The organism is Xanthomonas euvesicatoria pv. euvesicatoria (genome assembly GCF_020880415.1).
Classification (GTDB): Bacteria; Pseudomonadota; Gammaproteobacteria; order Xanthomonadales; family Xanthomonadaceae; genus Xanthomonas; species Xanthomonas euvesicatoria.
Window position 1 is genome coordinate 122,741 of sequence record NZ_JAJIUJ010000103.1, and the last position, 22,251, is coordinate 144,991.

A 22,251-nucleotide genomic window follows, 5' to 3' on the forward strand; every position below is an offset into this window, starting at 1 on the left:
TGACGCCCCCACAGCTGCGCAGATCATGGGGGCCGTTAACGACACCTGCCCGGCCATGGTCCGCGACGTCCTGGACCGCGCCTCAGCGCCTGTCGCCCCGCCGTGGCCCTTGCAGCCAACCGGCCTCTGAGCCAAGCCCACCCTGCCCTTGCTCGCACCATCCAGCTGTCAGCCAGCCCAGGCCCGGCCGACGACGCACCTCTGCCAGATGCGGGCAACACCCGGCGCATGAACCGGCCGCGTATCATAGGCGCCCTTTGCAACCGGCATCCTGATGGCCCTCACCGCCACCGTCCGCAGGGCGGAACTTCAGATCAGCGACATGGACCGCGGCTATTACGCCAACCATTCGCTGACCCTGGCCCAGCACCCTTCCGAGACCGACGAGCGCCTGATGGTGCGGCTGCTGGCGTTCGCGCTATTTGCCGACGATCGTCTGGAATTCGGCCGTGGCCTCAGCAACGACGACGAGCCGGACCTATGGCGGCGCGACTACACCGGCGACCCGGATCTGTGGATCGACCTCGGCCAGCCGGACGAAAGCCGCGTGCGCAAGGCCTGCAACCGCTCGCGCGAGGCGGTGGTCATCGGCTACGGCGGCCAGGCCACCGAAACCTGGTGGAAAAAGCACGCCAACGCCATGGGCCGGTACCGCAATCTGCGCGTGATCGAGCTCGACTCGCAGGCCACCGAAGCGCTGGGCGCACTGATCCAGCGCGGCATGCGGTTCGACGTGATCATCCAGGACGGCGAAGTGCAGATGCTGGCCGACCACGGCAGCGTCACCCTGACCCCGATGGTGCGGCAAGCCCCGGCCGAATGAGCATGCGTTGCGACGTGCTGGTCATCGGCGCCGGCGCTGCCGGGCTGATGAGCGCCTTCACTGCCGGCCAGCGTGGCCGCAAGGTGGTGGTGATCGATCATGCCAACAAGGTCGGCAAGAAGATCCTGATGTCCGGTGGCGGGCGCTGCAATTTCACCAACACCGGCACCACGCCTGGCAACTTCATTTCGGCCAATCGGCATTTCTGCAAATCCGCCCTGGCGCGCTACAGCCCGGCGGATTTTGTGGAGATGGTCGAACGGCATGCCATCGCCTATCACGAGAAAGAGCTGGGCCAGTTGTTCTGCGACATCTCCTCCAAGCAGATCGTGCGCATGCTGCTGGACGAATGCGATGCGGCCGGCGTGCAGATCCGCACCCAGTGCGACGTGCTGTCGGTCCAGCGCGGCAGCGACGGCTTCCAGATCCAGACCAGCCAGGGGGCCGTGCAGACGCAGTCGTTGATCGTGGCGACCGGGGGGCTGTCGATTCCCAGCATGGGGGCCAGCGGCTTCGGCTATACCCTGGCCAAGCAGTTCGGCCATGCGCTGCTGCCCACCCGCGCCGGGCTGGTGCCACTCACGCTGAGCGGCAAGCATCAGGAGCGTCTGCAAGCGCTGTCCGGGCTGGCGTTGCCGGTCCAGGCGCAGTGCAACGGAGTCAGCTTTCGCAATTCCATGCTGCTCACCCATCGTGGGGTCAGCGGCCCGGCGATCCTGCAGATTTCCTCGTATTGGCAGCCGGGCGACGATTTGCGGCTGGATCTGCTGCCCGGTCGCGATGCAGCGACGTGGCTGCGCGAACAAAAGCAGCAACGCGGCGCCACCGAGCTGCGCAACGTGCTGGCCGACGTGCTACCGAAACGGTTTGCGCAACGCTTGTGCGAGCTCTGGCTGCCAGACAAGCCGGTGCGTCAGCTGGATCCGCCGCAGCTGACAGCCGCCGCCGAGCTGCTCGGCAGCTTCCCGCTGATCGCCAGCGGCACCGAAGGCTATCGGACAGCTGAAGTCACCCTGGGCGGGGTCGATACCCAACAGGTCTCCAGTGCGACCATGGAGTCGCGCCTGGTGGCAGGCCTGTACTTTGTCGGCGAGGTGCTGGATGTCACCGGCTGGCTGGGCGGTTACAACTTTCAGTGGGCGTGGGCGTCCGGCCATGCGGCGGGGAGCGTGGCGTAACGGCGATGGCGGGGGGCTCGCCCACCGATCAGGTCAGGCGCCTTGAACGCGCTGTCGCGGCATGGACAGCACGCAGTGAAACGGTCGATGCGCGCCAGAAGGCATCTTCCACGCGCAAATATTGTTCTACGTCTCACACTTGATGCGGCATGCTCCACACACATGGACGTGCCAAACCCCTTCGTGTATTAAAGCCCGTCTCTAGGGAGCCGCGCATGCAAAAAGGCAAAGATCTCACCCTCCGCCTGATGATCGTCGACGACAGCGTGGAGAGTGCGGAGACCATCGTCACCGCGCTGCGCAATGGCGGCATTGCGGTGCGTCCATCGCGACCGCAAAGCCAGGAGGAACTGGCCAGCATGCTGTCGGGCCAGATCGATCTGGCCATCTTGGGTCAGGCGCAGCAGATCCCCATGAGCGCCTTGCAGACCCAGATTGCGGGCAGCGGCAAGGACATCCCGATCATCTTGCTGGCCGAGCGGATCGAAGAGAACGCCCTGGTCGAGGCCGCTTCGCACGGGGTGCGCGCCATTGCATTGCGCCACCGCCCCGCGCATTTGCTTGCACTGGTGCGCTCGGAATGGGACGACCTGCTGGCCCGCCGCGGACTGCGCCGCATCGAAGCGCAGATGCGCGAGACCGAGCGCCGCTGCGACGCACTCATCGCATCCTCGCGCGACCCGATCGCCTACGTGCATGAAGGCATGCATATCCGCGCCAACGATGCCTATCTGGAAATGTTCGGCTTCGAGTCGTTCGACGATGTCGAAGGTATCTCGCTGCTGGACATGATCGCCGCGCAATACGTCGACGATTTCAAACAGCTGCTCAAGGCGATGTCCAAGGGCGAACCGCCGCCGGCACAGTACAAGCTCGATGCACGCCGCGTGGAAGGCGACACCTTTCCGGCCACGATGGAGTTCGCCACCGCCACCTATGAAGGCGAGCCGTGCATCCAGGTGGTGTTCCGGCGCCGCGAGGAGTTCGACCCGGAACTGGCGCGCGAGGTCGAAGACTTGCGCCAGCGCGACCAGGTCACCGGCCTGCTCAATCGCCCCACCTTCATGGTGGCGCTGGAACAGGCCGTGGCACAGGCCGGCCGCAGCGAGGGCCAATCCGGCTTCCTGCTGATCGAGCCGGATCACTACGCACGCATCCTTCCGGAGTTCGGGCTGGATTCGGCAGATGCGCTGATTGCTGCGCTTGCCGCGCATGTGGCGAGCGTGCTGGACGACAGCGTGTTGGCCGCGCGCTTCGGCGAACACAGTTTCGCCCTGCTGTTGAACGGAAATTACGCGCGCACGCATGCGCTGGCCGAAACCGTGCGCAATGCGTTCGCGCAGCACGTGGTCAGCGTGGGGACGCGCTCGGCCACGGTGACGGTCAGCATCGGCGGCGTGCAGATCGGCGAAAAGATCGCCAGCATCGGCCAGGTACTCAATCGCGGCACCGAGGCGGTGCGCACCACTGCCGAGCTCGGTGGCAACGCGGTCAGCATCTACGACCCGGCTGCGGCGGATCGGGCCGAAGAAGAACGCATCGAACGTTGGGTCGAGCAGCTGCGCGAAGCGCTGGTCGGCGACGGTTTCCTGCTGCATTACCAGCCGGTGCTCAACCTGCAAGGCGAGCCGCTGGAGCTGTACCAGGCCTTCCTGCGCCTGGAACGCAATGGCGAAATGATGTCGCCGAACGCGTTCATGGCCATCGCCGAAGAGCACGACCTGGTCACCGAAATCGACCGCTGGGTGGTGGCGCGGGCCATCCGGCAACTGGGCGAACGCCAACGTGCCGGGCACAAGACCCATCTGCTGGTACGCATCGGGCCAAACTCGTTCTCGGACCCGCAGATGATCGACACCATCCGCGAGCAATTGGCGGTTTACGGTGTCCCCGGCGAACGGCTGTGGCTGCAGACGCCGGAGTCGAAGGTGTTTACGCACCTGCGCAACGCGCAGCAGTTCCTGGCGGCGGTGTCGGCGATGGATTGCAAGGTCGGGCTGGAGCAGTTCGGCTCGGGTCTGGATTCGTTCCAGTTGCTGGCGCATTTCCACCCGGCCTTCCTCAAACTGGATCGCGGCATCACCGGCGACATCGCCTCGGCGCGGGAGAGCCAGGAAAAGATTCGCGAAATCACCTCGCGGGCGCAGCCGGCCGGCATTCTGACAATGGCCGAGTTCGTCGCCGATGCGCAGTCGATGAGCAGCTTCTTCAGTGCCGGAGTGGACTACGTCCAGGGCGATTTCGTGGCACCGACCGGGCCATTGATGAATTACGAGTTCGGCTGAAAGCCGGCGCGCCCGCTCGTTCGCAACCTCGCTAAATAACAAAAAACCCGCATTGCGCGGGTTTTTTGTTGCCTGCCAGGCAGCCGGAGTTCCGACACCTTACATGGCGCTACCACTGGCGGCGCGCAGCGCAGCGATGCGTTCGGTAAGCGGCGGATGGCTCAGGAACAGCCGGCGCAAGCCCTCGCCCACCCCACCGGAGATGCCGAACGCCTGCACTTGCGAGGGCAAGGTGTTCTGGCCATGGTTGAGCGACAGCCGCTCCAGCGCAGCGATCATCTTGCTGCGGCCGGCCAGCTGCGCGCCACCGGCATCGGCGCGGAATTCGCGGCGTCGCGAGAACCACATCGCAATCATGGTCGCGAACAAGCCGAACACCATCTCCAACGCAAACACGATGATGTAGTACGCAAAGCCACGACCGCCCTCGCGGTTGCCCGACAAGGCGCTGTCGATAATGCCGCCGACCACGCGGGCGAGCACGATCACGAAGGTATTGAGGACGCCCTGCAGCAGCGCCATGGTGACCATATCGCCGTTGGCCACGTGGGCGATCTCGTGGCCAAGCACCGCCTCGGCTTCATCCTGGTCCATGTTCTGCAGCAGGCCGGTGGACACCGCCACCAGGGCGTCGTTGCGGTTGGCGCCGGTGGCGAACGCGTTGATTTCCGGGCCGTCGTAGACCGCTACTTCCGGCATGCCGATGCCGGCAGCCTGGGCGTGGCGGCGCACGGTCTCCAGCAACCAGCGCTCGGTCGGCGTGCGCGGCTCGGTGATGACCTGCGCACCGGTGCTGCGCTTGGCCATGAACTTGGACAGCAGCAAGGAAATGAACGAGCCGCCGAAACCGAAGATGGCGGCCATCACCAACAGGCCACTCATCTGCGCGGGATTGACGCCCAGCAACGACATGACGATGCCGGCGAGCATCAGCACCGCAAGATTGGTCAGCAGGAACAGGAAAATGCGGTTGAACATGGCGCGATGGCTCCACGGATGCGGGGTGAACTGGTGCGGATCTGCGGGTGTTGCGGCTTGAAATCAAGCAAGCACCTGACCGACGATTCAGCTGCCCATGCCATCGCCCCCTTATCTCGGCCGCTTCGCGCCCTCGCCCACCGGCCCCCTGCACTTCGGCTCCCTGCTGGCTGCATTCGGCAGCTGGCTGCTGGCCCGGCATGACGGTGGGCAGTGGTGCGTACGCATCGAAGACATCGACCCGCCGCGTGCCGAACCCGGCGCCAGCGAACGTCAGCTGCGCACGCTGGCCGCATTCGGGCTGCACTCGGACCTGCCGGTGATGCGGCAGTCCGAGCGCGATGCGGCCTACACCGACGCTATCACTCAGCTGCTGGAAACCGGCCAGGCATTCGAATGCAGCTGCAGCCGTGCCGATCTGGCCGGCATGGGCGGCATCCACCACGCCTGCGTCGCGCCACTGGGCGAGCGCCGTGCGGTGCGCCTGCGGGTGCCGCCGCAATCGCCGGTCGGCTTCGAGGACGCCTTGCAAGGCCCGGTGCTGCAGGATGTCTACGCCGAGGTGGGCGATGTGGTGCTGCGCCGCGCCGATGGGTATTGGGCGTACCAACTGGCAGTGGTGGTGGACGATGCGGCGCAGGGCATCACCGATGTGGTGCGCGGCGCCGACCTGCTCGACTCCACCCCGCGCCAGATGGTGCTGCAGCGCGCACTGGGCCTGCCGCAGCCGCGCTACCTGCACCTGCCGCTGATGCTGGATCGCGACGGCCGCAAGCTGTCCAAGTCACACGATGCACCCGCACTGGACGACGCCGATCCACTGCCGGCCCTGCACGCCGCCTGGGTCGCCCTGGGCCAACAGGCCGACGCACTGCCGCGGCATGCAGCCGTGGAAACCCTGCTGCAGCACGCCGTGCAGCATTTTTCGCCACGGCTGCTTCCACGCCAACGCCAGCTGGACCTCGATGCGCGCGCATCCGGCCTCCAGCGTGACTAGAATTGCGGCCCAGCACCGGCGTCCGGGCGCAGCAGTCCCGCACCCGAATCGCCCTCAGCCTCACTTGTTGATTGGAGTCGTCATGACATCTCGCGTCACATTGGTCACCGGCGGCACCGGCGGTATCGGTACTGCCATCTGCAAGCGCCTGGCCGACCAGGGCCACCGGGTCGCCAGCAACTTCCGCAACGAAGAAAAGGCACGCGACTGGCAGCAGCGCATGCAGGCGCAGGGGTACGAGGTCGCCCTGTTTCGCGGCGATGTCGCCTCGTCCGAGCATGCGCGCGCGCTGGTGGAAGACGTCGAATCCTCGCTGGGGCCGGTCGAGGTGTTGGTCAACAACGCCGGCATCACCCGCGACACCACCTTCCACCGCATGAGTGCCGAGCAGTGGCACGAGGTCATCAACACCAACCTCAATTCGGTCTTCAACGTGACCCGCCCGGTGATCGAGGGCATGCGTAAACGCGGCTGGGGCCGGGTGATCCAGATCAGCTCGATCAATGGGCTCAAGGGCCAGTATGGCCAGGCCAACTACGCTGCCGCCAAGGCTGGCATGCACGGCTTCACCATCTCGCTGGCGCGCGAGAACGCGGCATTCGGGGTCACCGTCAACACGGTCTCGCCCGGTTATGTGGCCACCGACATGGTGATGGCCGTTCCGGAAGAAGTGCGCGCCAAGATCGTGGCCGATATCCCCACCGGACGCCTGGGCCGTCCGGAAGAGATCGCCTACGCGGTGGCGTTTCTGGTTGCGGAAGAGGCTGCCTGGATCACTGGCTCGAATCTGGACATCAACGGCGGCCACCACATGGGCTGGTAACGTTTGCTGCAACTTTGCGGTGCAGCATGGATTTTGCTCAAAAACCATGCTGCGCAACATTTTTAATGTGTCCGCTTAAGCAAATAAGGCCTTTTGGCTGTTGCAAGCGCTGCTGCGGTGCGCCATCCTGCGCGCACTATCAGTGTGGGTGAACGTTCCATGGCCGGACTTCGCATCATCAAGAAGTATCCCAATCGCCGTCTCTACGACACGGAAATCTCCAGCTACATCACCATCGAAGATGTGCGCCAATTGATCATCGATGGCGAAGAATTCGAAGTACGCGATGCCAAGAGCGGCGAGGACCTCAGCCGCGCAGTGCTGCTGCAAATCATCGCCGACCGCGAGCAGGACGGCGAGCCGATGCTCTCCACCCAGTTGCTGAGCCAGATCATCCGGTTTTATGGCGACTCGCTGCAGGGCTTCATGGGCAATTACCTGGAGCGCAGCATGCAGGTGTTCCTGGATCAGCAGCAGCAGTTCCGTCAGCAGATGGGCAACCTGCTCGGGCAGACCCCGTGGGCGATGATGAACCAGTTGACCGAGCGCAACCTGGAGTTGTGGCAGGAGTTCCAGCGCAACTTCGGCGCCGGCTTCGGCCGCGCGGGTGGCCCGGGCACACCGCCGAGCCCGCCTGGGGCGAGCGGCCTGGGCAGCGGCCCGATGGGAACCGGCACGCATGGCTCGGCTGGCGGCAATCACGGCACGACCGGCAAGGCCCGCAACCGCGGCTAATAGACAACACGCCATTGCGCAGCCGCCAGGCAGGTGCGGCCGGTGCCGGAATCCTCAGGCGCTGCTCGGACACCCCGGCTCCGCTGCGCCGGCCATGCCAGCTGACGGCTGGTCGCGGTGTGATGTCGACCGTTTCAGATACCGAACGCTGCGCCAGGAGCCTCAGGCTCCCAGGCGCAGCCAATCAGTGGCCGGCCTGCGTTGTGCAGGCAGAGCAGATCCGCTCCACGTGGTAGCCGCGCGCACGCAGACGCTCTACTACCCCGTCATTGCCCAGCAAATGCAGCGCACCGACCACCACCAGCGTGGTTCCGCCGCCCTTGCCGAGCCGCTGCTCCAGCCGCGGCACCCAGCGCGCATTGCGCTCGACATTGATGTCCTGATACAGCGCCGGATACTGGCGGCGCATGTCTTCGGCCATCTGCGTGGACAGCGTATGCACATCGCCATTGCGCCAGGCTGCATGCAGCTGGCGTAGCTGGTCGGTGGCATCGGCCTCGTCCAGCGACTCTTCCAGCAACTGATGCTGCTCGGTCGGCGACATGCCGTCGAGCAAGGCGATTTGCTCGGCGGCGCGCTCCAGGCCGTCGGCCGGTTTGCCGCGCGCCTGCGCCTGTTCCATCAGGTAATGGTCCAGCCCCGCGTTCGGGTCCATGCCTTGCCGGGTCATCTCCGCCAGGCTGATCGTCAGCGCTACGAACCAGGGCTCGAGCGGCTGCAGGCTCGCCAGCGACATGCCGTACTTGCGCGCGTAGGCGCTCAGCGCCTGCCAGGTCTTCGCATCCAGCGTGTCCTGCAGCGTACGCCCGTCGGTGCGCCGCGCCGCCTGCAGCATGCGACTGGCCAGCTCGGGCGATTGCGCATCGTCAGGCGGCAATTCGAACAGCAGACGGTCGGCCTTGGCGAAGGCCTGCATCACATCCGGCGATAACGGGTAGTCGCTGGGCTTGAGCACATGAAACGAGCCCAGCAGATACAGCGTGCCGCCCTTGCCATCGACCTTCCACAGCAGCGGCACCGGCGGGCCTGCCGGCGCGTGGCCGGCACCGCGCGCCCACACCGGTACGAGCGCGCCGCTCCACAAGGCCAGGCCAAGCAGCGCGCTGCTGCACCAGGTGGCAATCCGCTGGCGCGTCAACGTGGTCCGTCGCCCGGTCACCAGGCTTCTCCGCACATGTGAATGGCGCGCATGTCAGTGCGGCACCTTGTAGGCCTTCTCGCCTGCCGACACCGCCAGATCGATGCGGTTTTCCGGCGGCGGCAGTGGGCAGGTGGCGAATGGGGTGAACGCGCATGGTGGGTTGTAGGCGCGGTTGAAATCGACGATGACATGCCCCGAGGCATCGGGCACGTCCAGATCCAGAAAACGTCCAGCCGGATAGCTGCCGTGACCGCTGGTGCGGTCGGCGAATACCACGAACATCGGCCGCCCTGGCTCGCCGATGGTTTCCAATCGGTAGGTCTTGCCGTCGAGCTCGAACTCGATCGCGCCCGCGTTCGGCTGCTCGCTGCTGATCCCGACGATGTCGACGATCGGGATGGTCTTGCCGACGGAGTTGGGCACATAGCGCGCGTTGATGCGCCAGGATGGATCCACGGGCCAATAGTCCAGACCCGCGAAGTGCGTGCGCGAGCTCGCGTCGGCATGCTTGACCCGTAGCGCATACCGGTCGCCGCGATGGATCAGGCTCAACACGCCCTTGCCCTCGTCGAAATGGATCAGGGTGGGCTGCGGATCGCGATCGGACTGGAAGCGGATCCGGCTGGTCAGCGGCTTGCCATCGAGGGTCAGCGCGGCACCACGCTCGGGCACGAACCAGACCGCGTTGTTCTCCGTGGACACCATGCCCATCTTCGGTGGGCCTACCGCGAGTCTGATACCGCTGTCGGCGCTGCTGCCGATGTAATGCGCCTTCAGCGACAGCCAATGCAGGCCAACCAGGCTGGTCCAGCCATCGGGCGCGCGCAGTTCCTTCAGCCGCGCTTCGCGCCAGGCGGCGGTGTCGGCCAGAAATGTCTTGTCGAGTGCGACCGGCGCAGCCGGCGGTGGCGCATCGCGCCCGCAACCGAATAACGCCGCTGCGACCAGCATGCCGAGCAGCCAGCCCTTCCCCCCGTGCACTGCCATCAACGCCCCCTCAGAAACCAACGATCGATATCGCTCAGCGTAAACCGCGCCCAGGTCGGTCGGCCATGGTTGCACTGGCCCGAGCGTTCGGTGGCTTCCATATCGCGCAGCAGCGCGTTCATTTCAGGCACGGTGAGGCGGCGGTTGGCGCGCACTGCACCGTGGCACGCCATGGTGGAGAGCAGTTCGTCGCGTGCGCTGGCGATGCGGCGGCTTTGACCATGCTCGCGCAGATCGCCCAGCACATCGCGCAGCAGCGCCTCCGGCTCGGCATTGGCCAGCAGCGCGGGAATGCTGCGCACGTGCAGCGACTGCGGGCCGGCCCGGGTGATCTCGAAGCCGAGCGTGGCCAAGGTCTCCGCTTCGCGCTCGGCGGTGTCGGCTTCGCGCTCGCCCACTGCCAGCGTCATCGGCACCAGCAAGGGCTGCGCGTGCAGGCCGATGCTGTCGTGCGCATTTTTGAGCCGCTCATAGCCGATGCGCTCATGCGCCGCGTGCATGTCGACCACGATCAAGCCTTCGGCGTTTTCGGCCAGGATGTAGATGCCGTGCAACTGCGCGACGGCATAACCGAGCGGCGGAACACCGCTGTCTTGCGCAGTTGCCGGCAACCCGGTGCCGGCCATGCTCGGCATGCCTGCCGATTGCTGCGCACTGCTGGGCGGCGGCGCGTACAGCGCGCTGTAGGCGGCGCGCGCCTCGTCCACACGCAATCCCAGCGGCGTTTGCGAAGGCGTCCAGCTCGCGTAGTTGTAGCCGCTACCGCTGCTGCCAGCTGCGTTGCCGTGGTTAGGAACACCGCTGCCAGCAATGTTGCCCAGTCCGCCAGCGGTCGCACCTGGGTCGCCGGCACCATCGCTGCCGATACTGTTTGGCGTGACGCCGGCACGGGTATGCGCCAAGGCATCCTGCAGGGTGCGATAGACGAAATCGTGGATCAGCCGCGCTTCGCGGAAACGCACCTCGTGTTTGGCCGGGTGCACATTGACGTCCACGCGTGCCGGGTCCAGCTCCAGAAACAGCACATAGGCCGGCTGACGGCCATGAAACAGCACATCGCCGTAGGCCATCTTCACCGCATGCGCCACGCTGCGGTCCCTGACCGAACGTCCGTTGACGTAGAGGTACTGCTGGTCGGTGCTGGCACGCGAGTAATGCGGTTGCGCAACCCAGCCGTGCAGGCGCAGACCGGCGCCGCTGTGGTCCACGCGCAAGGCCTGGCGCGCAAAATCGTCGCCGAGGGTTTCGCCCAGCCGCGCGTCCGAATACAGATCGCCCGGCTTGTAGCGACGCGACGGCTTGCCGTTGTGCGAGACGCGCAATTCCACATCCGGCCGCGCCAATGCCAACGAACGCAACCACTCTTCGATGTGGCCGAGTTCGGTGCGTTCGGCACGCAGGAATTTGCGCCGCGCCGGCACGTTGAAGAACAGTTCGCGCACTTCGACCGTGGTGCCCGGCGCATGCGCGCGCGGCACCACCTCGCCCAGGCGACCGCCGTCGATTTCCAATGCGGAGCCGTGCTCGGCGTCGTGGCGACGCGAGGTCAGGGTAAAGCGGCTGACCGAGGCGATCGACGGCAAGGCTTCGCCACGGAAGCCCAGCGTGGCGACGGTTTCCAGGTCGTCCAGCGAAGCGATCTTGCTGGTGGCATGCCGCGACACGGCCAGCGGCAGTTCGTCCGGGGCGATGCCGCCACCGTTGTCGCGGATGCGGATCAGCCGGACGCCGCCCTCCTCGAGCTCGATATCCACGCGCGTGGCGCCGGCGTCGAGTGCGTTTTCGACCAGTTCCTTGACCACCGATGCGGGCCGCTCGACGACTTCGCCGGCAGCGATCTGGTTGATCAGAATCTCGGGCAGCTGGCGGATCGCCATCAGCGCACGCTCCATTGCAGCACGCGCGAAACGCGGTAGATCGGCGGTGTGACAGGCAAGACAGAACTCGGCACGGCAATCCGGCGGCGCACAGTCGCCGTCATCTAAGGAATCAGTGCGGAATGATAGCCGAGCGGGTCAGCGGCTGCCGCCGGCCACGGTGCTGACTGCATCGGCTTCGGCTTGCGCACGTGCTGCGAACAACGTGCCTGGCGGCGGTTGGCGGGTAAAGAAGGTATCGATGCCGTCCAGCACGGCGCCAGCGATCTTGCGCTGATAAGCCGGATCGATCAGGCGGCGTTCTTCGTCCGGATTGGAAATGAAGGCGGTTTCCACCAGCATTGCCGGCATGTCGGAGGTACGCAGCACCGCGAAGTTGGCGCGTTCCAGTTGCGGCTTGTGGTTGTTGCCGATGCGCTTCAATCCTCCAAGCACATGGCCGGCGGCATCTTCGGAGGCCTTCATATGGCCGCTCTGAGCCAGGTCCAGCAACACGTTGGCCAAGGTGCTTTCGGTCTGCTGCAGGCGCACGCCGCCAACTAGATCTGCCGCGTTTTCCTTGTCGGCCAGCCAGCGCGCACGTTGCGACGAGGCTCCCTTGGTCGACAGTACGTACACCGAGGAGCCGGTGGCGCTGCGGTTTTCGGCGGCGTCGGCGTGGATGGAAATGAAGATGTCGGCCTTGGCGGCGCGGGCTTTTTGCGCACGCATCGGCAACGGAATGAACACGTCGGTATCGCGGGTCAGGTAGGCCTTCATGCCCGGCGTGGCGTTGACCTGGCGTGCCAGTTCACGGCCGACCGCCAGGGTGACGTCCTTCTCGCGCTTGCCGGTGGGACCCATGGCGCCCGGGTCCTGGCCGCCGTGGCCCGGGTCGATCGCCACGATCAACGGCCGCATGCCCGGCGCCATCTTGACCCGCGACGCTTCGCTTGGCAGCACGGGGCGCGGCGGCAGGTCGTCGTCGCCTGCAGCAGCCACCGCGCTCGAGGCGCTATTGGGGGCATTTGCCGCGGCATTACCGGACGTTGCGCCCATCGGTGCGCTGCCGCCATTCAAGATGGCAGCTGCAGATGCGCTGCTGCCCGCCACCACCGCGCCGGACGTGACGTTGGCAGCGGCCCCGGTGGCACGGTTCGGCGTGTTGCCGGTAACGCCGGTCGGCGCTGGTGCACCGGAGGTGGCAGGCCGAGGCGTCGGCACACCGGTAGCGACAGTGGTCGGTACCGGGGCCTGAGTGACAGTGGGCATCGCCGATGCCGGCACAGACGGTGCAGGCGGCGCAGTCGACGGCTGGGACGGCGGCACCGAGGAGGCACGTTGCGCAGATGCGGCCAGGGCTGCCGTTGCGCGTGCAGCTTCGGCCTGCGCATTGAGCGGACGCGGCGCCGGGGCTGCCGTCGGTACAGCCGCAGCAACGGCGGAGGCCGCCGCCGGCGCCGGATCGCCAGGCCATTCGATCACCAATGTCGACACGCTACCCAGCGTCTGCATCTGCGGCTTGAGCGGCGTCACCGGCGTTGCCAGTTCGAACACCACACGGAATGTGCCAGGCACCGGCTGACCGGTGCGTACCGAAGTCACCAATCCGGCAGCGGACGGCAGCTTGAGACCGCGCATGCCCGAGGATTCGGGAAAATCGACAACCAGGCGCGTCGGGTTCGCCAGCGAGAGCGTTTTGAAGCCGCCGCTGCCGGCCAGTTGAATTTCTGCACGGGTCCCGGTGGCCCCGGTACTGACGCCAACCCCCTTGATTTCGCCGCCCCATGCAGCAAAAACCGCCAGGCTCAAGCTGGCGGTCAGGGCGGAAAGACAGAACTGGCGGATCCCCGGTGTCATGGCGCTGGATTCAAGCATCCAACTGTGTGAATTGCAAGGCAATTTCCCTTAATAATCCATAACCTGGCGTTCATTCTTCTCGTGCGGCGGCAAAAGGGCCTGCAACTGGGGCTGCCGTGACAGCCTTTCCATCCAGGCATGCCCGATCGCACTGCGGCCCAGCAACCGAACGCTGCGGCCTTCGCCAGCCACGGCCAGTTCAACGTCCAGATCGACTGGCGGCAGCACGCCAGCACCGCGCTCCGGCCATTCGACCAGCCACAAGCTCGCACTGCCCTCGTCGAGCCCGAGAAAATCCAGCTCGCCGGCATGGCCAATGCGGTACAGGTCCAGGTGCCAGGCTTCATCGCCGGTTGCCAGCGGATAGCGTTCGACCAAGGTGTAGGTGGGGCTGCGAATCGGCCCGGTGACACCGAGTGCGCGCAACAGCGCGCGCGCGAGCGTGGACTTGCCCGCGCCCAGGTCGCCATGCAACTGCACCACCGCGCTGGCCGGTCGCACTGCGGCCAGCGCCTGGCCCAGGGTTTCGGTGGCCTGCACGTCGTGCAGTTGTCCGTTGAGGTCGATCATGCGATGGCTCCAGCGTTGGCGAGGCGGCGCAGCTCGGCAAGCAGGTCGGTGGGCAGCAGGCCGCGCTCGCCTGCGTGCGCGGCCGCATCGCCGGCACAGGCGTGCAACAAGGCGCCAAGGCTGGCGGCATCGAACGGCGAGAAGCCCTGCGCCAGCAAAGCCGCGATGACGCCGGTCAACAGATCGCCCATCCCGCCGACCGCCATGCCGGGATTGCCCGCATCGATGATGCGCGGCAAGTGACCTGGCGACGCGACCACGGTGCCGGCGCCCTTGAGCACCACCACGGCGTCGTAGCGTTTTGCGAGTGCAGCGGCAGCAGCCGGACGATCGCGCTGAATCTGTCGGGTCGAAAGGCCAAGCAGACGACCGGCTTCGCCCGGATGTGGCGTCAAGATGCGCGGACCATGCGCTGCAACGTCGGTGGAGGCCAGCAGATTCAGCCCATCGGCATCGATCACCACCGCCTTAGCGGCGCCCAGCGCCGCACGCCACAACGCCTGCGCCCAGGCATCCTGCCCTAGCCCGGGCCCGAGCGCGACTACATCTGCCGCCTCGGCCAATGTGGCGATGTCGTCATCGGCCTGCACGGCACGCACCATCGCTTCGGGGCAGCGCGCCAGCAGCGGCGTGACATGCTCGGCGCGCGTTGCGACCTGCACCAACCCGGCGCCGCTGCGCAACGCCGCTTCGGCGGTCAGCATGATCGCGCCACCGCTGCCGAGATTGCCGCCCACGCACAGCACCCGCCCCGATTCGCCCTTGTGCGTGTTGCGGCGACGCGGGCGCAATTGCGCCGCAAGTGCCTCGCCATTCCAACTGTGTGCGGCTGGCGTGAGCCCGTCGAACGCTGAAACCGGCACCTCCAGCGCGGCGATCTGACGCTTGCCGGCATGTTCCAGCGCATCGCCGGTGTAGAGCCCCACATGCGGCACGATGAACTGCAAGGTCAGTGCTGCGCGTACCGCCGCACCGAAAGCCACCCCATGGTCGGCATCGATGCCGCTGGGCACATCCAGCGCAAACACCGGCACGCCTGCCGCGTTGATGGCGTCGATCAGGGCGGCGGTTGCATCATCGGGTGCGCGATTCAGGCCGATGCCGAACAGCGCATCGACGATCACATCGGCCTGCGCCAGCGGACACGGAAACAATTCGATTGCCCCACCGACGGCGAGGTAGTCGGTACAGGCGCGCTGCGCCAGATCCGAGCCGGGGCCGTGTTCGGGCAGGTGCACCACGCGCACCTGACGCCCTGCGCGGTGTGCCAGGCGCGCCAGTACATAGCCGTCGCCCCCATTGTTGCCGGTGCCGCAGACCACCACGATGCGGCGCGCCTTCGGCCAGCGCTCCAGCAACCACTGCCAGGCCGCCTGCCCGGCGCGTTGCATCAGGGTGTAGCCGTCGCCGCCGAGCAGCGTGGTGGCCTGCGCATCGAGCGTGCGCGCGGCGGTGGTGTCGTAAAGATCGAGCGGTGCGTACATGCAGGGAATTCTATACTTGTCGCCATGTCTGCCGCCCTTGCCCACCCCGACCCTGCCGATGCCGCTGCGCGCATTCGCGTGCTTGCGCGCGAAGCCGGCTTTCAACGGTGCGGCATCACCGGCATTGAGCTGGGCGAGGACGAGGTGCATCTGCGCAGCTGGCTGGAAGAAGGCCTGTACGGGACCATGCACTGGATGGCCCAGCACGGCGATAAACGCTCGCGCCCGCAGGAACTGGTTCCCGGCACCCTGCGCGTGTTGTCGGTTGGCATGGATTACGGCCGCAAGGACGACACCGAAGCCTGGAACACCTTGCACGACGGCAACCGCGCCTATGTGGCGCGCTATGCGCTGGGGCGCGACTATCACAAGCTGATGCGCAACCGGCTGCAGAAGCTCGCCGAGCGCATCCAGGGCGAAATCGGCCCATTCGGGTTCCGCGTGTTCGTCGATTCGGCGCCGGTGCTGGAGCGCGCATTGGCACGCAATGCCGGTCTGGGCTGGATCGGCAAACACACCTGCCTGATCGATCGTCATGGTGGCTCGTGGTTCTTTCTCGGCGAGATCTACCTCGACCTGCCACTGCCGATCGACACGCCCGCCACCGCGCATTGCGGCACCTGCACGCGCTGCATCGATATCTGCCCGACGCAAGCCATCATCGCCCCCTACCGGCTGGATGCGCGCCGCTGCATCGCATACCTCACCATCGAACACGACGGCGCAATTCCCGAAGACATGCGCAAGCCGATCGGCAACCGCATCTTCGGCTGCGACGACTGCCAGCTGATCTGCCCCTGGAACAAGTTCGCCAAGCGCACCGACGAAGCCGATTTCCGCGCCCGCAACGACCTGGACGTGGCCACGCTGCCGCAGTTGTTCGCCTGGAACGAGGACGAGTTCCTGCGCCGCACCGAGGGTAGCCCGATCCGCCGCAGCGGACACGAGCGCTGGCTGCGCAATATTGCCGTGGGCCTGGGCAATGCGCCTGGCACGCCAGAGGTCCTGGCCGCACTGCAAGCGCGTCGCCACGACGACTCGGCGCTGGTGCGCGAACACGTTGGCTGGGCGCTGGCGCAACACGACCTCTGACCCGCACGCGTCGCGCATGCAGCAGCTGCGGCCTGCACGTGCACGCGATCGGCGCAGCCACCGGCGGCATCGGCATTCGCAGCCGATCACCCATGACCGTCGTCGTTACGGGATAATGCAGCGATGGCCGACCGCAACGATCAGATCCTCACTCCCAGCCAGCTCAATTCACTGGCGCGCGACCTGCTGGAAGGCAGCTTCCCGCTGGTGTGGGTGGAAGCCGAACTGAGCAGCGTCACCCGTCCCGCGTCGGGACATCTGTATTTCACACTCAAGGATGCGCGCGCGCAGATCCGCTGCGCGATGTTCAAGCCCAAGAGCACCTGGCTGAAATTTCAGCCGCGCGAAGGCCTGCGCGTGCTCGCGCGCGGGCGCCTGACCCTGTACGAAGCACGCGGCGACTATCAGCTGGTGCTCGACCATATGGAAGAAGCCGGCGAAGGCGCCCTGCGTCGCGCCTTCGACGAACTGCGCGCGCGTCTTGCCGCCGAAGGCCTGTTCGATGCCGAGCGCAAGCAGGCACTGCCTGCGCATGTGCAGCGGCTGGCGGTGATCACCTCGCCCAGCGGCGCGGCGGTGCGCGATGTGCTCAGCGTGCTGGCGCGGCGTTTTCCGCTGCTCGAAGTGGATCTACTGCCCTCGCTGGTGCAAGGCGACAGCGCTGCCGCACAGATCACCTCACTGCTGCAACGCGCCGATGCTTCCGGGCGCTACGACGTCATCCTGATCACCCGCGGTGGCGGCTCGCTGGAAGATCTGTGGGCCTTCAACGACGAACGCCTGGCGCGCGCGATCGCCGCCGCGCAGACGCCGGTGGTGTCTGCAGTCGGCCACGAGACCGACTTCAGCCTCAGCGATTTCGTGGCCGACGTGCGTGCGCCCACGCCCTCGGTCGCGGCCGAATTGCTGGTGCCCGATCAACGCGAGCTGGTCGCGCGCGTGCGGCGTGCGCAGGCACGCATGACCCAACTGCAGCAACACGCCTTGGGCAATGCCATGCAACGCGCAGACAGACTGGCACTGCGCCTGCGTGCGCAGAGCCCGCAGGCGCGCCTGCAACTGCTCCATCGCCGCCAGCAAGACGCCGGTCGCCAGCTGCGTGCGCGCATGATGCAGGTGCTCGAACGCTTGCAGGCGCGTGTGCAGCAGGGGCAAGCGCAGCTGCAAGCACACAACCCGCAACGCCAGCTGGCCGGCTTGCAGCAACGCCTGCGGGCACTGCACCCGCAGGCGGCGATGCAACGCCGCCTGCAGCATGATCAGCTGCAACTGCGCAGCATTGCACGCTCGCTGGAAGCGGTCAGCCCGCTGGCCACAGTCGCGCGCGGCTACGCCATCGTGACCCGCCCTGCCGACGGCAGCGTGGTGCGCAGCGCCGCCGAGGTGGTCACGGGCGAACGCCTGCGCGCGCAGCTGGCCGATGGCAGCATCCAGGTGCGTGTGGAGTCTGGCGAAAGCTGACCGCAAGCCATGCGCAGCGCCGTGGCTCCTGCAGCAAGGCCGGCGCCGAGCGCTGACATGAACTCTTCGAAGGTGCCCATTGCACGGAGTGCCACAAGGATAGGCGCGGTGCCAGAGAGCGCCTTCGAAACACGCCACAGGGCCGGGCGAGTCCGCGATTTCGCTGGAGCAGGGCCGCCAGCAGCACTTCAACGTTGAGCACCTTCGCAGGAAGGTGCTCATTGGCGATCACCGCTTGTCGATCAACCGCTCCAGAAAACGTTATGCAACGCTTCGTCGGTTGCAAGCGGCTTCAGGAGCGGCTCGCTGTTTCCGCGATCGGCGTCCGCGCTGCATGCTGCCAGCCCTCCATCAGCAGATTGGCCAGCACCACCGGATCGTGGTCGAAGTGATGCCCACCCGGACGCGCCAGCACCTGCACGCCACGTGCGCGCAGCTCCGGGCACAGCGTGTCCTTTTCTTCGTCGCCGTAGATGCATTGCAGGCGGTGCGCGTCCAACGCCTGGATGGCCGGCTCCACATCGCGCTCGGCGTCGTTATGCCAGCCCAGCCAGCCACCGACGCGCACCTTGAAGTCGGCCTCGTGGCCCAGGCCGAGCAGGCTGACGAACTGCACCGAAGCGCGTTGCTGGGGCGACAGTTCCGGATAGGCGAACGGCAACACATCGGCACCGAACGAGTACCCAACAAGGGCGACGTGCTGGATATGCCAGCGCTGGCGATAGCTGGCCATCACCCGATCCAGATCCGCCCCGACCTGCTGCGGCGTGCGGCTGCCCCAGAAGTAGCGCAGGCTATTCCAGCCCACCACCGACACGCCCTGCTGCTGCAACTGCGCGGCAATGCCTTTATCCAGCTCGCGCCAGCCGCCATCGCCGGACAACATCACCACCAAACGGTCGCTGCCAGGTGCGTGGAGTTCCACTAGCGGCAGGTCGCCCAGGCCCTGCGACTGCGCAGCCAGGAAGTGCCCGCGTGTGGCCGCTGCGATCTGCATCGGGCTGGATGCATCGGCCAGATCGTCCAGGAAGCCCTGACTGGCATTGGGCAGATCGCGCGAGCACGCCAGGCCTGGATCCTTGGTGCCGGCGTCGGCAACCACCGCGCCGCCCAATACGTCGGGCGCGGCCGAGGCCACCGCCTGACGCGCCAGCACCGCGCCATCGCCCTGCCCCACCAGCACCGGCGGCAGGAACGCATCGACGTGTTCGGCGCGCAACAATTTCTTGCCCAGTCGCTCGGCATCGTCGGCCAGCGAGCTGCAGGCGGCTTGGTGCGAGCGCACGTGTTCACGATAGTTTGCGGTGTCGACCACTGCCACCAGCGCGCCATCGTCGCTCAGCAGGTCAGCCAGCTTCTGGCTGTCTTGCGGATGAGCGCTGTCGGGCAGCAGGATCACCATCGCCTTGGGCGTCCCTTCCGGGCGGAGAACTTCGACCGAGCCGTAATGCCCAGCCGTATTACTGTCCTGCAGATGCCGCGCCACGGCATAGCCGCTGCCGCCGATCAGCAAGATCGCAATCACCCAACGAAACATTTTGATCCCCATGCCCATGACGGCAGTCCCTTGATAGCGGTTGCGATTTGACCACAGCAGACACGGCCGGTTTCACTGCGTATGCACGCGGTGTTCATCGCTGTTAAGCCAACTGAACCCCACCTTGCGCACAACGCTTGGTCAGCGCGGCGCATCGCCTGCAAGCGCCCACTGCACCGCTAACGGCCGGGGATTGCCGCCTCGGAAATTTCGCTTGCGTTCGTCGTCCTCGGAACGTTGCTGGATGGAAGCGCCCGCCGTCCGCGGGTCCTCGATCCCCAGAGGCGCTCGCGCGACTGCAGCGCTCTTTCGGCAGTGTTTCTCGTCGTGCACGACAGATGCCTTTCTCGCCTAGCCGCGCCCCGAGCCGACTCTGTCGGAGCGAACACGCCCCCGCCAAGGCGTCCCCAGATTTTAGGGCCGAGCCGAAAGCGCTCGCGGCGACAGCGACGGCAAGCCGAAGCCTGCAGTCACGAACCGCACGATCGACGCGCCCATCCGCCGTAGGTCGTCGCTAGATTCCGCGTGCCACGCGAAAGCCGATACGGGCACTGGTGGTGTCCGAGTCCTGCGACTGCCGCCAGGCCGCGCGCGTCTGCTGCGGCGAATTGGCCCAGCTGCCGCCACGGATCATGCGTTGCCGGCAGCCCGGGTTGTACCAGGCAGCGCCATCGGCCGGTGCACGCCGGTAGCTGGCGTGCCAGCAGTCGGCCACCCATTCGCTCAGGTTGCCGCCCATGTCGTGCAGACCCCAGGCGTTGGCGCGAAAACTGCCGACCGGCGCCGGACCCCAGAAGCCATCGCCGTAGCCGACGAAGCCGTTGTTCCAGTGCCGGCCGCTGCGCGAAACGTCGTTGCCGCCGGTGAAATTACCGGCGTCGGCCGGCGGCGAGCCCGCGTTGCCCCACGGGTAACGTCCGGTGGTGCCGGCACGGACCGCATACTCGAACTCGGCCTCACTGGGCACGTGGTAATGGCGGCCGGTCTGTTCCGACAGCCAGCTCGCATACGCTTCGGCGTCGCGAATGCTGACGTGCATCACCGGGCTGTTGGGCGCGGCCTGGGCGCCGTTGTAGTCGGACTGCCAATCCACGCCGCTGCGGCGGATGAAGTTGCCGCTGCGCTCGTCGTAAACCACCGAATGCCCACGCCGGGTGGCACGCGGGCGTGCGCCGGTGGCATCGACGAACTGGCGGAACTCGGCAACCGTGACCTCGGTGATCGACAACGCAAAGCCGCGTGCGAAGCGCACGTAATGGGCGGGGCGCTCGTTGTCGGAAGCGCCCGGCTCCGCATCGCCGGCTCCCATCTGGAATGCGCCATGCGGCACCACGATCATCTGCGGCCCGCGCCCGCCGACCTTGAGCCCGTCGGTGAACACCTGCCCGGGACGGAAGCTGCCGTAATGCGTGGCCAGTTCCAGCCGGCGGCGCAGATCGCCGGCCACTGGGTCTCCGGGGTCGGCGATGCGCAACACTTCGGCAAGCTTCTCGCCGGCCGCCTTGAGCCCGCGCGGCGAGGTCAGATCGTGCAGACCGGCGTCGTGCAACGCCGCGATCTGCGCCCGGCGCACGCGTTCCACCCGCGCGCGCGCATCGGCGATGGTCGGCGCACGATCGCGTACCTGCCCCGCCATCTGCAGCCAGTAACGGGCACCGATGAAGTCGCTCGCCTGCGCCGCCCGTTCGGCGCGCTCCAGCAGGCCGCTTTCCACGGCGGCCAGGCCCTGCCGGGTGCGCGGGTTGTCGGGATCCAATTGCGCGGCATCGCGAAAATTCACCAGCGCGCCATTGCCGTCTTCGCCCAGCCGCCCGCCGCGCAGGTCTTCTTCGCCGGCGCGGTTGAACGCCAGCACGCGCTGCGCGGTTTCCACCTCGCGCTGCAGTGCGCGCACCTTCGGGTCCTGTGGCGCAAGGGCAAGCGCGACGAAGGCCACCTCACGCGCCTGCTCCAACGCGTCATCCTGGCGCTCGGTTTGTGCGATCAGCGCCGCGCCGCGTTCGAGCAACCGGTCACGCGCCTGCTCCAGGCCACGCCGGCTGGCTGCATCCTTGCCACCGGCGCGCTGCTGGATCGCCAGATACAACGGGATCGCATCACCGGCGTCGCGATACAGGCGGTCTTCCCGCAATGCCTGGTCGGCACGCTTGCGCACCTGCGCCAGGGGCTCGTCGCCCAACTCCACCACCGGCGGTTGCCATTGCGCCACGGTTTCGGCGGATTCTTCGCCACCGATGGAAACGTTCGGCTTGCTCGGCACGGCGGCAGGTGCCGGTTGCGGCGCGACCGCAGGCGCGGGCGTGGGCGTGCGCGAACAGGCGCACAGGCTAAGAGCGGCCAACAAAACGCAGCGAGCAGCGCTCGGGCGGGCAAGGCGGGCGCGCAGGAACCGGAGCGTAGGCGTGCCAGATGCCGATTCCGCACCGCGGCCGCGCCCGCCTGCT

Annotated in this window: 17 protein-coding genes and 2 other RNA genes; 9 read left to right on the forward strand and 10 right to left on the reverse strand. The window is 66.7% G+C overall.

The window, feature by feature from the left end; genetic code table 11:
* Positions 1-274: 274 nt before the first annotated feature.
* From LN450_RS17030 to LN450_RS17040, 3 genes are all read left to right on the forward strand, one after another.
* Positions 275-823 carry a YaeQ family protein gene (locus LN450_RS17030; protein WP_005923173.1) on the forward strand — a complete coding sequence of 183 codons (549 nt, stop codon included), beginning with the start codon at positions 275-277 and terminating at the stop codon, positions 821-823.
* Complete coding sequence (locus LN450_RS17035) at positions 820-2,001, forward strand: BaiN/RdsA family NAD(P)/FAD-dependent oxidoreductase (RefSeq protein WP_039418621.1); 1,182 nt, start codon at positions 820-822, stop codon at positions 1,999-2,001. Before LN450_RS17030 ends, LN450_RS17035 begins: the two co-directional genes overlap by 4 nt.
* A 215-nt stretch (positions 2,002-2,216) precedes the next feature.
* Positions 2,217-4,286 (forward strand): GGDEF/EAL domain-containing response regulator, encoded by a 2,070-nt coding sequence (locus tag LN450_RS17040; RefSeq protein ID WP_011347742.1) that lies wholly within the window; start codon positions 2,217-2,219, stop codon positions 4,284-4,286.
* Positions 4,287-4,385: 99 nt separating this feature from the next.
* Here LN450_RS17040 and htpX read toward each other — a convergent pair whose 3' ends face one another.
* On the reverse strand, positions 4,386-5,264 hold the full coding sequence (gene htpX, locus LN450_RS17045; RefSeq protein ID WP_011347743.1) for a protease HtpX: 879 nt from the start codon (positions 5,262-5,264) through the stop codon (positions 4,386-4,388).
* 97 nt (positions 5,265-5,361) lie between these two features.
* Between htpX and gluQRS the strand changes: the two genes are divergently transcribed.
* The 4 genes from gluQRS (at position 5,362) to LN450_RS17065 (ending at position 7,950) form a co-directional block, all read left to right on the forward strand.
* On the forward strand, positions 5,362-6,261 hold the full coding sequence (gene gluQRS / locus LN450_RS17050; RefSeq protein WP_011347744.1) for a tRNA glutamyl-Q(34) synthetase GluQRS: 900 nt from the start codon (positions 5,362-5,364) through the stop codon (positions 6,259-6,261).
* 82 nt (positions 6,262-6,343) lie between these two features.
* The gene (gene phbB / locus LN450_RS17055; RefSeq protein ID WP_011347745.1) at positions 6,344-7,084 is read left to right on the forward strand and encodes a beta-ketoacyl-ACP reductase; all 741 of its coding nucleotides are present in this window, start codon (positions 6,344-6,346) and stop codon (positions 7,082-7,084) included.
* 159 nt (positions 7,085-7,243) lie between these two features.
* A complete protein-coding gene (gene phaR / locus LN450_RS17060) occupies positions 7,244-7,819 on the forward strand; it encodes a polyhydroxyalkanoate synthesis repressor PhaR (protein WP_011347746.1) in 576 nt (191 codons plus the stop codon).
* Positions 7,820-7,875: 56 nt separating this feature from the next.
* Positions 7,876-7,950, forward strand: a non-coding RNA gene (locus tag LN450_RS17065) — sX9 sRNA.
* 53 nt (positions 7,951-8,003) lie between these two features.
* Here LN450_RS17065 and LN450_RS17070 read toward each other — a convergent pair.
* The 6 genes from LN450_RS17070 to LN450_RS17095 all read right to left on the reverse strand — a co-directional run bounded on the left by LN450_RS17070 (position 8,004) and on the right by LN450_RS17095 (position 15,717).
* Positions 8,004-8,978, reverse strand: a complete 975-nt coding sequence (locus tag LN450_RS17070) for a TraB/GumN family protein (RefSeq protein ID WP_011347747.1) — start codon at positions 8,976-8,978, stop codon at positions 8,004-8,006.
* 33 nt (positions 8,979-9,011) lie between these two features.
* Entirely contained in the window at positions 9,012-9,947 is a 936-nt protein-coding gene (locus tag LN450_RS17075) for a DUF1684 domain-containing protein (RefSeq protein WP_011347748.1), read from the reverse strand.
* The gene (gene mutL / locus LN450_RS17080) at positions 9,947-11,824 is read right to left on the reverse strand and encodes a DNA mismatch repair endonuclease MutL (protein ID WP_011347749.1); all 1,878 of its coding nucleotides are present in this window, start codon (positions 11,822-11,824) and stop codon (positions 9,947-9,949) included. The genes LN450_RS17075 and mutL overlap by 1 nt, the downstream gene beginning before the upstream one ends.
* A gap of 138 nt (positions 11,825-11,962) precedes the next feature.
* Complete coding sequence (locus tag LN450_RS17085) at positions 11,963-13,663, reverse strand: N-acetylmuramoyl-L-alanine amidase (protein ID WP_011347750.1); 1,701 nt, start codon at positions 13,661-13,663, stop codon at positions 11,963-11,965.
* 48 nt (positions 13,664-13,711) lie between these two features.
* Positions 13,712-14,233: a tRNA (adenosine(37)-N6)-threonylcarbamoyltransferase complex ATPase subunit type 1 TsaE gene (gene tsaE / locus LN450_RS17090; RefSeq protein ID WP_011347751.1), complete on the reverse strand. Its 522-nt coding sequence runs from the start codon at positions 14,231-14,233 to the stop codon at positions 13,712-13,714.
* Positions 14,230-15,717 (reverse strand): bifunctional ADP-dependent NAD(P)H-hydrate dehydratase/NAD(P)H-hydrate epimerase, encoded by a 1,488-nt coding sequence (locus tag LN450_RS17095; RefSeq protein WP_011347752.1) that lies wholly within the window; start codon positions 15,715-15,717, stop codon positions 14,230-14,232. The genes tsaE and LN450_RS17095 overlap by 4 nt, the downstream gene beginning before the upstream one ends.
* Positions 15,718-15,741: 24 nt before the next feature.
* Here LN450_RS17095 and queG point away from each other — a divergent pair, with 24 nt between their 5' ends.
* Complete coding sequence (gene queG / locus LN450_RS17100; protein ID WP_011347753.1) at positions 15,742-16,809, forward strand: tRNA epoxyqueuosine(34) reductase QueG; 1,068 nt, start codon at positions 15,742-15,744, stop codon at positions 16,807-16,809.
* Between the two features lie 123 nt (positions 16,810-16,932).
* Positions 16,933-18,270 carry an exodeoxyribonuclease VII large subunit gene (gene xseA / locus LN450_RS17105; RefSeq protein WP_011347754.1) on the forward strand — a complete coding sequence of 446 codons (1,338 nt, stop codon included), beginning with the start codon at positions 16,933-16,935 and terminating at the stop codon, positions 18,268-18,270.
* A 292-nt stretch (positions 18,271-18,562) separates the two neighbouring features.
* Here xseA and LN450_RS17110 read toward each other — a convergent pair whose 3' ends face one another.
* The 3 genes from LN450_RS17110 to LN450_RS17120 form a co-directional block, all read right to left on the reverse strand.
* A complete protein-coding gene (locus tag LN450_RS17110; RefSeq protein ID WP_011347755.1) occupies positions 18,563-19,825 on the reverse strand; it encodes a virulence factor in 1,263 nt (420 codons plus the stop codon).
* Between the two features lie 496 nt (positions 19,826-20,321).
* Entirely contained in the window at positions 20,322-22,148 is a 1,827-nt protein-coding gene (locus tag LN450_RS17115) for a formylglycine-generating enzyme family protein (RefSeq protein ID WP_267475477.1), read from the reverse strand.
* A non-coding RNA gene (locus LN450_RS17120) (sX9 sRNA) lies at positions 22,143-22,218 on the reverse strand. The genes LN450_RS17115 and LN450_RS17120 overlap by 6 nt, the downstream gene beginning before the upstream one ends.
* Positions 22,219-22,251 lie beyond the last annotated feature (33 nt).

Excerpts from the sequence above, each read along its gene's own strand:
- LN450_RS17030 (WP_005923173.1), top strand. The coding sequence starts at position 275 with ATGGCCCTCACCGCCACCGTCCGCAGGGCGGAACTTCAGATCAGCGAC.
- LN450_RS17035 (WP_039418621.1), top strand. The coding sequence starts at position 820 with ATGAGCATGCGTTGCGACGTGCTGGTCATCGGCGCCGGCGCTGCCGGG.
- LN450_RS17040 (WP_011347742.1), top strand. The coding sequence starts at position 2,217 with ATGCAAAAAGGCAAAGATCTCACCCTCCGCCTGATGATCGTCGACGAC.
- htpX (WP_011347743.1), bottom strand. The coding sequence starts at position 5,264 with ATGTTCAACCGCATTTTCCTGTTCCTGCTGACCAATCTTGCGGTGCTG.
- gluQRS (WP_011347744.1), top strand. The coding sequence starts at position 5,362 with ATGCCATCGCCCCCTTATCTCGGCCGCTTCGCGCCCTCGCCCACCGGC.
- phbB (WP_011347745.1), top strand. The coding sequence starts at position 6,344 with ATGACATCTCGCGTCACATTGGTCACCGGCGGCACCGGCGGTATCGGT.
- phaR (WP_011347746.1), top strand. The coding sequence starts at position 7,244 with ATGGCCGGACTTCGCATCATCAAGAAGTATCCCAATCGCCGTCTCTAC.
- LN450_RS17075 (WP_011347748.1), bottom strand. The coding sequence starts at position 9,947 with ATGGCAGTGCACGGGGGGAAGGGCTGGCTGCTCGGCATGCTGGTCGCA.
- mutL (WP_011347749.1), bottom strand. The coding sequence starts at position 11,824 with ATGGCGATCCGCCAGCTGCCCGAGATTCTGATCAACCAGATCGCTGCC.
- LN450_RS17085 (WP_011347750.1), bottom strand. The coding sequence starts at position 13,663 with ATGACACCGGGGATCCGCCAGTTCTGTCTTTCCGCCCTGACCGCCAGC.
- tsaE (WP_011347751.1), bottom strand. The coding sequence starts at position 14,233 with ATGATCGACCTCAACGGACAACTGCACGACGTGCAGGCCACCGAAACC.
- LN450_RS17095 (WP_011347752.1), bottom strand. The coding sequence starts at position 15,717 with ATGTACGCACCGCTCGATCTTTACGACACCACCGCCGCGCGCACGCTC.
- queG (WP_011347753.1), top strand. The coding sequence starts at position 15,742 with ATGTCTGCCGCCCTTGCCCACCCCGACCCTGCCGATGCCGCTGCGCGC.
- xseA (WP_011347754.1), top strand. The coding sequence starts at position 16,933 with ATGGCCGACCGCAACGATCAGATCCTCACTCCCAGCCAGCTCAATTCA.
- LN450_RS17110 (WP_011347755.1), bottom strand. The coding sequence starts at position 19,825 with ATGGGCATGGGGATCAAAATGTTTCGTTGGGTGATTGCGATCTTGCTG.